Origin of the sequence: Actinomadura bangladeshensis, assembly GCF_004348335.1 — a bacterium.
GTDB classification, from domain to species: domain Bacteria; phylum Actinomycetota; class Actinomycetes; order Streptosporangiales; family Streptosporangiaceae; genus Spirillospora; species Spirillospora bangladeshensis.
This window is the reverse complement of the sequence record NZ_SMJW01000086.1, coordinates 17,671-30,473: the sequence shown is the minus strand read 5'-3', so window position 1 is coordinate 30,473 and position 12,803 is coordinate 17,671. Positions and strand designations below refer to the sequence as shown.

At 73.8% G+C, this 12,803-nt stretch carries 11 protein-coding genes; 8 read left to right on the top strand and 3 right to left on the bottom strand.

The window, feature by feature from the left end:
* A partial coding sequence (locus tag E1284_RS18480; protein ID WP_207923830.1) for a HEAT repeat domain-containing protein occupies window positions 1–1,232 on the top strand: 1,232 nt, incomplete at its 5' end.
* Here E1284_RS18480 and E1284_RS18475 read toward each other — a convergent pair.
* The gene (locus tag E1284_RS18475; protein WP_131940527.1) at window positions 1,186–2,466 is read right to left on the bottom strand and encodes an ArsB/NhaD family transporter; all 1,281 of its coding nucleotides are present in this window, start codon (window positions 2,464–2,466) and stop codon (window positions 1,186–1,188) included. The two genes, E1284_RS18480 and E1284_RS18475, sit on opposite strands and share 47 nt — an antisense overlap.
* Before the next feature lie 231 nt (window positions 2,467–2,697).
* Between E1284_RS18475 and E1284_RS18470 the strand changes: the two genes are divergently transcribed.
* The 5 genes from E1284_RS18470 to E1284_RS18450 all read left to right on the top strand — a co-directional run bounded on the left by E1284_RS18470 (window position 2,698) and on the right by E1284_RS18450 (window position 7,912).
* The gene (locus tag E1284_RS18470) at window positions 2,698–3,486 is read left to right on the top strand and encodes an ABC transporter ATP-binding protein (protein WP_131940525.1); all 789 of its coding nucleotides are present in this window, start codon (window positions 2,698–2,700) and stop codon (window positions 3,484–3,486) included.
* A gap of 2 nt (window positions 3,487–3,488) precedes the next feature.
* Window positions 3,489–4,847, top strand: coding sequence for an FtsX-like permease family protein (locus tag E1284_RS18465; protein ID WP_131940523.1), 1,359 nt, complete (start codon window positions 3,489–3,491; stop codon window positions 4,845–4,847).
* Window positions 4,848–4,945: 98 nt separating this feature from the next.
* Window positions 4,946–6,742, top strand: coding sequence for a murein biosynthesis integral membrane protein MurJ (gene murJ, locus E1284_RS18460; RefSeq protein WP_243714572.1), 1,797 nt, complete (start codon window positions 4,946–4,948; stop codon window positions 6,740–6,742).
* A 47-nt stretch (window positions 6,743–6,789) separates the two neighbouring features.
* Complete coding sequence (locus tag E1284_RS18455; RefSeq protein ID WP_131940521.1) at window positions 6,790–7,212, top strand: OB-fold nucleic acid binding domain-containing protein; 423 nt, start codon at window positions 6,790–6,792, stop codon at window positions 7,210–7,212.
* Between the two features lie 22 nt (window positions 7,213–7,234).
* On the top strand, window positions 7,235–7,912 hold the full coding sequence (locus tag E1284_RS18450; RefSeq protein ID WP_131940519.1) for a DUF3159 domain-containing protein: 678 nt from the start codon (window positions 7,235–7,237) through the stop codon (window positions 7,910–7,912).
* Window positions 7,913–7,969: 57 nt separating this feature from the next.
* Here the strand turns inward: E1284_RS18450 and E1284_RS18445 are convergent, their stop codons facing one another.
* Together E1284_RS18445 and E1284_RS18440 are read right to left on the bottom strand one after the other, a co-directional pair.
* Entirely contained in the window at window positions 7,970–8,629 is a 660-nt protein-coding gene (locus E1284_RS18445; RefSeq protein WP_131940517.1) for a potassium channel family protein, read from the bottom strand.
* The gene (locus E1284_RS18440) at window positions 8,629–9,294 is read right to left on the bottom strand and encodes a potassium channel family protein (RefSeq protein WP_131940515.1); all 666 of its coding nucleotides are present in this window, start codon (window positions 9,292–9,294) and stop codon (window positions 8,629–8,631) included. The genes E1284_RS18445 and E1284_RS18440 overlap by 1 nt, the downstream gene beginning before the upstream one ends.
* A 133-nt stretch (window positions 9,295–9,427) precedes the next feature.
* Between E1284_RS18440 and E1284_RS18435 the strand changes: the two genes are divergently transcribed.
* Window positions 9,428–11,461 carry an APC family permease gene (locus tag E1284_RS18435; protein WP_131940513.1) on the top strand — a complete coding sequence of 678 codons (2,034 nt, stop codon included), beginning with the start codon at window positions 9,428–9,430 and terminating at the stop codon, window positions 11,459–11,461.
* A complete protein-coding gene (locus E1284_RS18430; protein ID WP_424923489.1) occupies window positions 11,454–12,791 on the top strand; it encodes a class I SAM-dependent RNA methyltransferase in 1,338 nt (445 codons plus the stop codon). The genes E1284_RS18435 and E1284_RS18430 overlap by 8 nt, the downstream gene beginning before the upstream one ends.
* Window positions 12,792–12,803: the final 12 nt, after the last annotated feature.

Below are 12,803 nucleotides of genomic sequence, written 5' to 3'. Positions count from 1 at the left end.
TCCCCCGCCCCGGCGACCTGGATCAGCCCCGTTCCGGCGACCAGCGGCGGCGGCTGCTGGCGATGCTGGGCGACGCGCGCGGGGAGCGACGGGAGACGGCGGCCCGCGTCCTGCTCGGCTGGCCCGAACCGGAGGCCCGGCTCGCGGTGCTCAAGGCGTTCCTGTACGGCCGGGCCGACCTCCCCGTCACCCCCGGCTTGGCGAACGCGCTCGGCGACGCGGCCGAAGCCGACCTGGCCGGAATCGGCGAGGCGGGAGACGGCGAGAGCCGCGCGAGGTTCGCGCGCCTGGCCGCCCGGCTCGGTCCCGACCGCCTGGACAGGTTCGTCCCCCGCCTCCTGTCCGCCTGGGAGCACGGCGACGCCGCCACGGCGCAAGCGGCCGGTCGCGCGCTGCGCGGGGCGTCGGCCGACGTCGTCGCCGAGGCCGTCTCCGGGCGCCTCGCCGCCGGCGCCTGGGGGCTGCTCGACCTCGTCGCCGGCAGGCCGGTGCTGCGCACCCCCGAACTGGTCCGGGCGCTGCGGCGGCTCCGCGACGAGGGGCGCGACGACCTCGCCGCGAAACTCGTCCTGGTCGAGGGGCCGCTCCGCGGGCCGGAGGCGGCCGCGCGGGACGAGGAGGCGCTGAACGCCCTCCGCGAGCGTCCGGCCGGAGCGGCCGGCGAACCGTCTCGCGCGGAGCTGTTCCGCCGGGCCCGCGACGGCGGGGCGAAGGCGGCCAAGGACGCGCTCAGCCGGCTCGCCGAACGGCACGAGGAGGCGGGCGCCGGCGCCGACCCCGAGCTGGCGGACCTGCTCGCGACGCTGATCGTCCATCCCGAGACGAAGGTGCGGCTGCACGCGCACCGCGTGTCGCGGCGGGTGCTGGACCGGTCCGCCTACCTCGACCAGACGGTCCGGCTGCTGGACGATCCGGAGCCCGCCGTGGTCCGCTCCGCCGCCAGAACGCTCGGGCACGCCGCCTGGCGGCCCGCGGTCCCCGGCCTGGTCGCGCTGCTCGCGCACCCTCGCGACACCGTCCGCGCGTCCGCCGCGGACGGGCTGGCCCTGGTCGGCGCGGCGGCGGTCCCCGCGCTGCGGCACGCCGAGGGCCGCGCCCGCCCCGACCGCCGGCACCGCTACACCGCCGTCCTGGAGCGGATCGACGCGGCGGACGCCGGAGCCGCCGGCAGGGCCGCAGGCGGCTCTACAGGTAGCGGAGCCAGAGGTACGGCGTGGAGAGCGCGACCGTGACGAAGGTGACGACCAGGCCGTAGCGGGTGAAGCGCCAGAAGCTGATCGGGGTGCCGTTGCGGGCCGCGATGCCGAGCACGACGACGTTGGCGCTGGCGCCGATGGCGGTGGCGTTGCCGCCGAGGTCGGCGCCGAGCGCGAGCGCCCACCACAGGACGTGCCCGTCGCCGCCGGGGTGCTGCTGGACGAGGTCGGCGACGATCGGGCTCATCGTCGCGACGTAGGGGATGTTGTCCACGATCGCCGACAGCGCGGCGGACGCCCACAGCAGCACCATCGCGGCGAGGCCGAGGCGGCCCTCGGTGGCGTCGGCGGCGGCCCGGGAGACGTCCCCGATGACGCCGGTCTCGACGAGCCCGCCCACCATGACGAACAGGCCGGCGAAGAACACCAGCGTGGACCACTCGACCTCGCTGAGCGCCTCCTCGGTGGTCACCTTGGTCGCGGCGACGAGCAGCCCCGCGCCGAGCAGCGCGACCACCGACGGCTCGTAGTGCAGGACGGGGTGGAGCACGAACGCCGCGATCACGATGGCGAGGACGCCGAGGCCCTGCGCGAGCAGCCGCCGGTCGGTGATGGCCTCCCGCTCCTCCAGTTCCATGATCTCGGCGGCGAGATCGGGGTCGTAGCGGAAGGCGGAGCGGAACAGCCGGCGGCAGAGCAGGCAGAACACGACGATCAGCACGACGATCAGCGGCGCCAGGTGGACGAGGAAGTCGTTGAACGACAGCCCGCCACGGCTCGCGATGATGATGTTGGGCGGGTCGCCGACGAGCGTCGCGGTCCCGCCGATGTTGGACGCCATCACCTCGGCGATCAGGTACGGCTCGGGCGCCAGCGCGAGCCGCTCGCAGACGAGGAACGTCACCGGCGCGATCAGCAGGACGGTGGTGACGTTGTCCAGCAGCGCGGACGCCGACGCCGTCAGCACGATCAGCATCACCATCAGCCGGTAGGGGCGTCCCCGTGCGCGCTTGGCGGCCCAGATCGCCACGTACTCGAACACGCCGGTGCGCCGCAGCACCGAGACGATCACCATCATCCCGAGCAGCAGGAAGATGACGTTCCAGTCGATCCCGGACTCGGCGGAGAAGAAGGCGCCGTGCGCGTCGGTGACGTGCAGCAGCAGCATCAGGCCCGCGCCGCCGAGCGCCACCGCCGTCCGGTGCACCTTCTCCGACGCGATCAGCACGTACGCGCAGACGAAGATGACGATGGCGGCGGTCGCCTGCACAGAGCCTCCAGGTCGGCATGCGGATGACGGGACCTGCCGACCAGACTTCCCGGCGCACCGGGGCGACTCTAGTCCGCTCGCGGGGCTCCCGGTCAAGATCGGGTCCGGGCAAGGGTGGGGTTTTGCCTACCCCGATGGGCGTGCTGGACCCATCCTCGGCGGCGCCCGCCGTCCGTAGCTTCGTTCCCGAGGTGCCCCGCGAGGGGGCGCCGGGCGGAGGCCAGAACGAAAATGTACGGACGTAAGGGACCGGCCCCGGCGGCGGGCGAGGCGCTCCGGCTCGAGCGGGTGCGCAAGGTCTACGGCGCCGAGGGCAACCGGGTGGTGGCGCTGGACGGCGTGTCGCTGTCGCTGCCCGCCGGGTCGTTCACCGCGGTGATGGGCCCGTCCGGGTCGGGCAAGAGCACGCTGCTGCAGTGCGCGGCGGGCCTGGACCGTCCCACCGAGGGCCGGGTCTTCGTGGACGGCGCGGAGCTGACCGGCGGCGGCGAGGCCGCGCTGACCAGGTTCCGCAGGCAGCGGATCGGTTTCATCTTCCAGCAGTTCAACCTGCTCCCCACGCTGGACGTCATGCAGAACACGGTGCTGCCGCTGAAGCTCGCGGGACGCAAGGTGGACCGGGCGGGGGCGCGGGCCGTCCTGGAGCGGGTGGGGCTCGGTGACCGGCTCGGCCACCTGCCGGCGGAGCTGTCCGGCGGGCAGCAGCAGCGGGTGGCGATCGCGCGGGCGCTGGTCACCCGGCCCCGGGTGGTGTTCGCGGACGAGCCGACCGGCGCGCTCGACACCCGCAGCGCCCGCGACGTGCTGGACCTGCTCCGCGAGTCGGTGCGCGAGTCCGGGCAGACGGTGGTGATGGTCACCCACGACCCGGTCGCCGCGTCGTTCGCCGGTTCCGTCCTGTACCTGGCGGACGGGCGGATCGTCGGCCACCAGACCGCGCCGACGGCCGAGACCGTCGCGGAGCGGATGACGCGCCTGGCCGACGAGGTCGAGCGCCAGCGCGCGACGGCGAGGGTGTGATCATGTTCGGGCTGGCACTGCGCTCCCTGCGCAAGCGCGCGAGCGCGTTCACCGCGAGCTTCCTCGCGATGCTCCTCGGCGCGACCATGATCATGGCGTTCGCCTCGATGCTCGACACGGCCGCGGCGAGCGGCGCGACCGGCACCGCCCGCGAGACGCTGACGACGATGGCGACCGTGGTCGGCGGCTGGGGGCTGCTGCTGGTGGTCTTCGCGGTCACCTCGACGCTGACCCTGTCGGTCCGGCAGCGGGCGGCGGAGATCGCCCTGCTGAAGAGCGTCGGCGCCACCCCCGGGCAGCTCGCCCGGATGATCGTCGGCGAGGCGGCCGGGCTGGCCCTGGCGGCGGCGCTGCTGGCGGTCGTCCCCGCGATCGCGGCCGGCCGGGCGCTGCTCGGGCTGCTGCGCGACACCGACCAGGTCCCGGCGGACATCGGCTACAGCTTCGGGCCGGTCGCGCTGTCGATGGGGATCGGCGTCATGCTGGTCTCCGCGGTCGCCGCCGCGCTGATCACCGCGCGGCGCGCCGTCCGCGTCCGGGCGGCGGAGTCGATGGCGGCCGCCGCCACCGACGACGCGCGGCTGAGCCGGAAGCGGGTGGTGTTCGCGGCCCTGTTCCTGCTGCTCGCCGTGACGGAGGCGTCCATCACGGTCACGGTGATGGACGGCGAGGGCAGCGACGCGATGGCGACGTCCGGGCAGGCCGACATCTTCGCCGCGATCGGGCTGGCGCTGCTGGCCCCGGCGATCATGCGCCGGGTGACGGCCCTCGCCGCCGGGCCGCTGCGGGCGCTCGGCGGCGCGGCCGGCGGCCTCGCGGCGGCCACGATGCGCCGCCGGACGGGCGCGCTGGCGTCCGCCGTGACGCCGGTCATCCTGTTCGTCGGGACGGCCGTCGGCACGCTGTACCTGCAGGCCACCGAGAACGCGGCGATGGACGCGGCGGGCCTCGCCAAGACGGCCGACCAGAAGAACATCGAGACGCTCAACTTCGTCGTCATCGGCATGGTGGTGCTGTTCACCGCCATCATGCTGGTCAACACGCTGATCGCGGCGACCGCGCACCGCCGCCGCGAGTTCGGGCAGACCCGGCTCGCCGGCGCCACCCCGGGCCAGCTGCTCGGCGCGGTGGCGCTGGAGTCGGCGGTGCTGACCGCCACCGGCGTCCTCGTCGGCACGGTCGCGTCGGTCTTCACGATCGTGCCGTTCGGCCTCGCCCGGCGCGACTCGCCCCTCCCCGCCGGCGACGTGTGGACCTACGTCGCGGTCGCCGCCCTCGCCGCCGTCCTGACCGGCGCGACGGCCTACGGCGCGACACGCCGCACGATCCGCGTCCCGGCCGTGGAGGCCGCCCTCCGCTGAGCGCGGCCCCGCCCGCGCGCGCGTCCGCGAGATCGGCCGTCCGGCCGAGGACGGGGACGCGCGCCGCGGGCATACTGGCACTTCCGGGGGTGGTGCCGATGGACGGGACCGGCAAGCGCCGCATCCTCATGCCGCGGGTCATCGACGAGGCGGAGCGCGCCGAGCCGCCCGGCGAGCCGGAGCCGGGCCTGGTCCCGGTCCGCGACCCCGGCGACGTCGCCGATCCCGGCACCGCCGACCGGCAGGCGCCCGAGGGCGACGAGATCGGCGGCGCCGCGCAGGCCGCCCCGCCCGGCGTCGCGCACTCCAGCGCCGTCATGGCGGTCGGGACGGTCTTCAGCCGGCTGACCGGCTTCCTGCGCACCGCCGTGATCGGCGCCGCGCTCGGCACCGCGCTGCTCGGCGACGCCTACCAGGCCGCCGAGATGATCCCCTACACCGTGTACGAGCTGCTGCTCGGCGGGCTGCTCGCCAGTGTCTTCATCCCCTTCCTGGTGAAACGCCGGATGCGGGACGCCGATGGGGGAGCGGCGACCGAGCAGCGGCTGCTCACCGTCGTCCTGCTGGCCCTCGCCGTCCTGACCGTCCTCGCGGTGCTGGGCGCCGGCCTGCTGATCGACCTGTACGCCGGCTCATACACCGGGCGGCAGCGCGAGGTCGCGGTGCTGCTCACCCGGCTGCTGCTGATCCAGATCTTCTTCATCGGGGTGAGCGGCCTGGCCAGCACGCTGCTGAACGTCCGGCAGCGGTTCGGCGCGCCGATGTGGGCGCCCGTCGTGAACAACGTGATCACGATCGGCGCCGGGCTGGTGTTCCTCCTGGTCGCGGGACGCGGGCAGACCACGGCCACCGTCACCGACGGGCAGCTCACCCTCCTCGGCCTCGGCTCGGCGGCCGGGACCGTCGTGCAGAGCGGCGTCCTCGCCTGGACGCTGCGCTCCGCCGGGTTCCGCTGGCGCCCCCGCCTCGGCCTGCGCGGCTCCGGCTTCGGCGAGGCCGCCCGGACGGCGACCTGGATGCTGCTCTACATCGTCGTCGCGCAGGCCGGCGTCCTGGTGACCGCGAACGTCGCGACCCGGGCGGGCGACCGCGCCGGCGCCGCCGGGAGCGGCCTGGCCGCCTACAAGTTCGCCCTCGTCGTCTTCCAGCTCCCGTACGCGATCATCGCGGTCTCGGTGATCACGGCGCTGCTCCCGCGGATGAGCGCCCACGTCGCGGACGGGCGGCGCGACCTCGTCCGCGACGACTTCTCCCGCGGCCTCCGGCTCGCGAGCGCCCTGCTCGTCCCGTGCTGGCTCGGGATGCTGGTGTTCGCGATCCCCGGCTCCGTCACGTTCTTCGCCTACGGGAGCCTCACGGTGGACGGGGCGCGCCGCATCGGCGCCATCCTCATGGTGTTCGCCGTGCTGGTGCTGCCGTTCACCCTCCACCAGCTGCTCATGCGCGTCTTCTACGCCCTCGGCGACACCCGGACGCCCGGCCTGATCGCCGTCCCCGCCGGGATCGCGCAGGCCGCCGCCGCGTTCGCGCTGCTGCGGTCGGTGCCCGCGCGGCAGGTCGTGATCGGGCTGCCGGTCGCCTACGGGCTGTTCTACGCGCTCGGCGCCGCGGTCGCCGCGCTCGTCCTGCGCCGGCGCCTCGGCGGGATGGACGGCCGCCGCATCCTCCGCGCGCTCACCCGGCTGCACCTGGCCGCCCTGCCCGCCCTGGCGTTCGCGGCCGCGGCCGTGTGGGCGTTCGGCCGCCTGCCCGGCGACCGCGTCCCGAGCCTGCTGGCCCTCCTCGTCGGCGGCCTCGGCGGCGGGGCGCTCTACCTCCTCACGGCCCGCCGGATGCGCGTCCCGGAGATCGGCTACTTCACCGCGCTGGCCGGTGCGCGACTGCGGCGATCCTGACCGGGCGAGGGGGTCGATTCGCGTGGGGATGTCATACGCTTCGAGGTATGGACGAGGTTTCGGCCCGCACGCCGCCCCCGGCGGGCCCCGAGCCGCGCGAGCGCGGCCGGAGCGGCCTGCGGCGGTTCCTGCGGCGGATGACCGCCGGCAACGCCGAGCTCGAGGCCGAGGAGCTGCAGAAGACCACCGGCCACGAGGGCGCGACGCCGATCACCGACTGCGCCGCGCGCAAGCGGCACTGCGTAGCGGGTACGCTGCGTACCGTGACCCTGCGCCCGCGGGGCGGCGCGCCCGCGCTGGAGGCCGAACTCTACGACGGCACCGACGTGATCAGCCTGGTCTGGCTCGGCCGCCGCAGGATCGCCGGCATCGACCCGGGCCGCCGGCTGCGCGCCGAGGGGCTGGTCAGCGTGCAGGACGGGCGCAAGGTCATGTTCAATCCCCGGTACGAGCTGCGCGGCGGCTCGTGAACAGCGTGAGTGAGTTGAGGGCGTGAGCGAGACGGCAGCGCAGACCGGGCGGGAGACCGCCGCGCACGACACCGTCGAGGCGGCCGTGCGCGCCCAGCTCTCCAAGGCGCTCGGCGGCGTCCGCGGGATGCTGGAGGCCGCCGTCCCGACGATCGCGTTCACCGGCACCTACGTCGGGGCCGAGAACATCAGGCTCGCCGTGGGCGCCGGGATCGGCGCGGCGGTGGTGCTGCTGGTCGTCCGGATCGCGCAGCGCTCCAGCCCGCAGTTCGTGCTGAACAGCCTGGTCGGCATCGCGATCGCCGCGTTCTTCGCGCTGCGCTCGGGCAAGGCCGAGGACGCCTTCCTGCCGGGGATCATCCTCAACGCCGGCTACGCCGCCGCGATGATCTTCTCGATCGCGGTGCGCTGGCCCGTCGTCGGCTTCATCATCGGCTCGGTCACCGGCGACCCGACCGCCTGGCGGCGCGACCCCGGCATCCTGAAGCTGTGCTCGCGGCTGACCTGGCTGCTGGTGCTGCCGTGCGTGGTCCGCGTCGCCGTCCAGTACCCGATCTACCTCGCGGACGGCGACCAGAGCGGCCTGCTCGGCACCGCCAAGATCGCGATGGGCTGGCCGCTGCAGGTCGCCGCGCTGGCGGCGATGGTGTGGCTGCTCGCCCGCGGCCGCACCCCCATCGAACGCGAGGAACCCGCCTGACCGATCCGGCCGGGCGGGTCCCCGGCGGTGGGCCGGGCGACGTGCCCGCCGCGCAGCTCAGCGTCCGCCGAGCAGCGCCGCCAGTTCGTCCTCGACGTCCTGGCTGGCGACGAACATCAGCTCGTCGCCCGGTTCGAGCGTGTCGTCGGCCGAGGGGACCAGTACCCGCCCCTCCCGCAGGATCGCCACGAGCGCGGTGTCGCGCGGCCACTCCACCGACCCGACCCGCTGCCCGCCGAGCGGCGCGTCGTCCGGCAGCGTCAGCTCCACCAGGTTCGCCTCGCCCTGCCGGAACGTCATGAGCCGGACGAGGTCGCCGACGCTGACGGCCTCCTCCACCAGCGCCGACAGCAGCCGCGGCGTCGACACGGCGACGTCCACGCCCCACGACTCGTTGAACAGCCACTCGTTGTTCGGATGGTTGATCCGCGCCACCACGCGCGGCACCCCGTACTCGGTCTTGGCCAGCAGCGACACGACCAGGTTCACCTTGTCGTCGCCGGACGAGGCCACCACGACCTGGCAGCGCTCCAGCGCCGCGTCGTCCAGCGCGGAGATCTCGCAGGCGTCCGCGAGCAGCCACTCGGCGCGCGGCACCATCTCCACCTTGATGGCCTTCGGGTTCTTGTCGATCAGGAGCACCTCGTGGCCGTTCTCCAGCAGCTCCTGGGCGATGGAGCGGCCCACCGCGCCGGCCCCGGCGATCGCGACCCGCATCAGGCGTCCTCCCCGTTCCGTGCCGCGACGGCGGCGTTGATGCGCTCCAGGTCGTCGGCGCTCGCCATCACGTGCACGATGTCGCCGTCCTGGATCACCGTGTCCCGGTCGGGGACGAGGGCCTCGCCCATCCGCGACACGAACGCCACCCGGGTGCTCGCGTGCTCCTCCAGTTCGCCGATCTTCTCGCCGACCCACAGGTGCCCGGAGTCCAGTTCGGCGAGGACGACCGCGCCGGTCGGGTCGCGCCACAGCGGCTCGGCGCCCTCCGGCAGCAGCCGGCGCAGGATCTGGTCGGCCGTCCACCGGACGGTCGCGACCGTGGGGATGCCGAGCCGCTGGTAGACCTCCGCGCGGCGCGGGTCGTAGATCCGGGCCACCACGTTGTCGACGCCGAACGTCTCGCGCGCCACCCGCGCGGAGATGATGTTGGAGTTGTCGCCGCTGCTGACGGCCACGAACGCCGACGCCCGCTCGATGCCCGCCTCGGCTATCACATCGCGGTCGAACCCGAACCCGGTGATGCGGCGGCCACGGAACCCGCTGCGCAGCCGGCGGAACGCCTCCGGGCTCTGGTCGATGATGGCCACCGAATGGCCCTTGTCCTCCAGGATGTGGGCGAGCGTCGAGCCGACCCGCCCGCATCCCATGATCACGATATGCACGGCCGTTCCCCGTTGTCCGTCAATGCTCCTGCCGGGCTGCAAACCTACACATCCCCCCAGGCGAGCACTACCCAACCAGGTCCCCGCCGGGCCCGGAGAGCCCCGCCGGCCCCGCGGGCTAGGCTCTCTAACCGTGTCAAAGGTTCCGGACCTCACGAAGAGGCTCCTCCTCGGCCGCGCGCTGAGCAGTTCCCAGCAGCACGAGCAGCTGCTGAAGAAGCGGATCGCGCTGCCGATCTTCGCCAGCGACGCGCTGTCCTCGGTGGCGTACGCCCCGCAGGAGATCCTGCTCGCGCTCGGCGCGGGCGGCCTGGTGATGTACCACTACACCCCCTGGATCGCCGCGGCCGTGGTGGTGATCCTGCTCACCGTCGTCGCGTCCTACCGGCAGAACGTCCGGGCCTACCAGAGCGGCGGCGGCGACTTCGAGGTCGCCACCACCAACCTCGGCGACAACTGGGGCGTCGTCGTCGCGAGCGCGCTGCTGGTCGACTACGTCATGACCGTCGCGGTGTCGGTGTCGTCCGGCGTGGAGAACCTCGGCGCGCTGCTGAAGTTCATGCAGCCGCACGAGGTCGCCGTCGCGATCGGCATCGTGGTGCTGCTCACCATCGGCAACCTGCGCGGCATCAAGGAGGCGGGGTTCGCCTTCGCGGTCCCCACCTACCTGTTCATGTTCGCGATCCTCAGCATGCTCGTGTGGGGCACGATCCGGCTGGTCGCCGGCACCGACCTGGAGGCCGAGACCGCGCACTACGAGGTCCGCGGCGACGAGATGGACGTCGCCGGGTTCGCCCTGGTCTTCCTGCTGCTGCGGGCGTTCTCCTCCGGCTGCGCCGCGCTGACCGGCGTCGAGGCGATCAGCAACGGCGTGCCCGCCTTCCGCAAGCCGAAGGGCGAGAACGCCGCCAAGACGCTGCTGGCGCTCGGGGTCGTCGCGATGACGATGTTCGGCGGCGTGACCGCGTTCGCCCACATCACCGACGCCAAGTTCGCCGAGCCCGACCAGGGCAGCCACCTCGTCGACCCGGCCACCGGCAAGGCCGTCACCGACGCCGACCCGGTGATCGCGCAGGTCGCGCACACCGTGTTCAGCAACTTCAGCCTCGGGTTCGCTCTGGTCACCGCGATGACCGCGCTGATCCTGTTCCTCGCCGCCAACACCGCTTACAACGGGTTCCCGGTGCTGGCCTCGGTGCTCGCGCAGAACCGCTACCTGCCGCGCCAGCTGCACACCCGCGGCGACCGGCTCGCCTACAGCAACGGCATCATCATCCTCGCCACCATGGCGGGGCTGCTGATCTACGCCTACGACGCGTCCGTCAGCCGGCTGATCCCGCTCTACACCGTCGGCGTGTTCGTGTCGTTCACGGTCAGCCAGATCGGCATGGTCCGGCACTGGAACCGGCTGCTCGCCGCCGAGCAGGACCCGGCGCAGCGCCGCCGGATGAAGTCCTCCCGCGGCATCAACGCGTTCGGCGCCACCCTCACCGGCATCGTCCTGGTCGTCGTGCTGATCACCAAGTTCGCGCTCGGCGCCTACATCGTGTGCATCGCGATGCCGCTGCTGTTCCTGCTGATGAAGGCCATCCGGCGGCACTACGACCGGGTCGCCGAGGAGCTCGTGCCCTCCGGCGAGGACGTCGCGCTGCCCGCCCGCAACCACGGCATCGTGCTCGTCTCCAAGATCCACAAACCGACGCTGCGGGCGCTCGCCTACGCCCGCGCCACCCGTCCGTCCACGCTGGAGGCGGTGACCGTCGCGGTGGACGCCGAGGAGTCCCGGCGGCTCCAGGAGGAGTGGGACGCCCTCGACGTCCCCGTCCCGCTGAAGATCCTCGACTCGCCGTACCGGGAGATCACCCGGCCCGTCCTCGCCTACGTCAAGGGCGTCCGGCGGCGCAGCCCCCGCGACGTCGTGACCGTGTTCATCCCCGAGTACGTCGTCGGCCACTGGTGGGAGCAGCTCCTGCACAACCAGAGCGCGCTGCGGCTCAAGGGGCGGCTGCTGTTCCAGCCGGGCGTCATGGTGACCAGCGTCGCCTGGCAGCTCCAGTCGTCCGACCGGCTCAAGGGGCGGGTCGAGCCGCCCGGCCCGGGCTCGTCCCGGCGCCCGCCGCGGACCGGGGCGCACCCCGGTGCCGGTAATGTTTCGGATCGTGACTGAACTCGAACCCGACGTCCTCGAACTGGAGGTCGGCAACGTCGCCAACGGCGGTTTCTGCGTCGCCCGGCACGAGGGTCGCGTCGTCTTCGTCCGGCACGCCCTGCCCGGCGAACGGGTGAGAGCCCGCGTCACCGACCGGACCAAGACCTTCCTGCGCGCCGACGCCGTGGAGATCATCGAGGCGTCCCCGGACCGCGTGCAGGCTCCGTGCCCGTTCGCCGGGCCCGGCCGCTGCGGCGGCTGCGACTGGCAGCACGCCTCCCTGCCCGCCCAGCGGGCCCTCAAGGCGGCCGTGGTGGAGGAGCAGCTCCAGCGCCTCGCCGGGATCACCCGCACGGTGACCGTCGAGGAGGTGCCGTACCCGGTCGACTCCGAGGTGGCGCCGCCGCCCGGCCTGGGCTGGCGCACCCGCGTGCAGTTCTCCGTCGCGTCCGGCACCGTCGGGCTCCGCAAGCACCGCTCCCACGACATCGAGCCCATCGACGAATGCCTGATCGCCCACCCGGGCGTGGAGCTGATGGGCATCGAGCGCAAGCGCTGGCCGGGCGCCACGGGCGTCGAGGGCATCGTCTCCGCCACCACCGGCGACCGCCTCGTCGTGCTGCGCGGCCGCGACCGCCGCAAGATCAAGGTGCCGCGGCTGGACGTGCCGGTCCGCCTCGTGCGCGGCAAGCCGGAGCCGGGCTCCACGCTCCCCTACATCCGCGAGGAGGTCTCCGGGCGGCTGTTCCAGGTGAGCGGCAGCGGCTTCTGGCAGGTGCACCCGGGCGCCGCGCAGCTGCTCGCCGACGCCGTCCTGGACGCCCTCGAACCGAAGCCCGGCGACATCGCCCTCGACCTGTACTGCGGCGTCGGCCTGTTCGCCGGCGTCCTCGCCGACCGCATCGGCCCGGACGGCCTCGTCGTCGGCGTCGAGTCGGACGGGCAGGCCGTCCGCGACGCCCGCCACAACCTGCGCGACCTGCCGAACGTGTCGATCGAGCGCGGCCCGGTCGAGGAGGTCGTCGCCGACCTGGAGTTCGGCCGCGCGTCCAGCGGGTCCCGCACCCAGAACAAGCGCGGCGGCGGCCACCACCGGGGGGAGCGCGTCCGCCGCGCCGACCTCGTCGTCCTCGACCCGCCGCGCACCGGCGCGGGCCGCGACGTCGTCGAGCACATCACCCGGCTCGCCGGCCGCAAGGTCGCCTACGTGTCCTGCGACCCCGCGACGCTGGCCCGCGACCTCGCCTACTTCAGCGAGCGCGGCTGGACCTTGGAGACCTTCCGCGCCTTCGACGCCTTTCCCATGACGCAGCATGTGGAGTGTCTCGCGACCCTGGTCCGCGGCTGAAAAACGGTTGCG

Coding starts and splice junctions, on each gene's coding strand:
- murJ (WP_243714572.1), top strand. CDS start 4,946: ATGGACGGGACCGGCAAGCGCCGCATCCTCATGCCGCGGGTCATCGAC.
- E1284_RS18465 (WP_131940523.1), top strand. CDS start 3,489: ATGTTCGGGCTGGCACTGCGCTCCCTGCGCAAGCGCGCGAGCGCGTTC.
- E1284_RS18470 (WP_131940525.1), top strand. CDS start 2,698: ATGTACGGACGTAAGGGACCGGCCCCGGCGGCGGGCGAGGCGCTCCGG.
- E1284_RS18445 (WP_131940517.1), bottom strand. CDS start 8,629: ATGCGGGTCGCGATCGCCGGGGCCGGCGCGGTGGGCCGCTCCATCGCC.
- E1284_RS18455 (WP_131940521.1), top strand. CDS start 6,790: ATGGACGAGGTTTCGGCCCGCACGCCGCCCCCGGCGGGCCCCGAGCCG.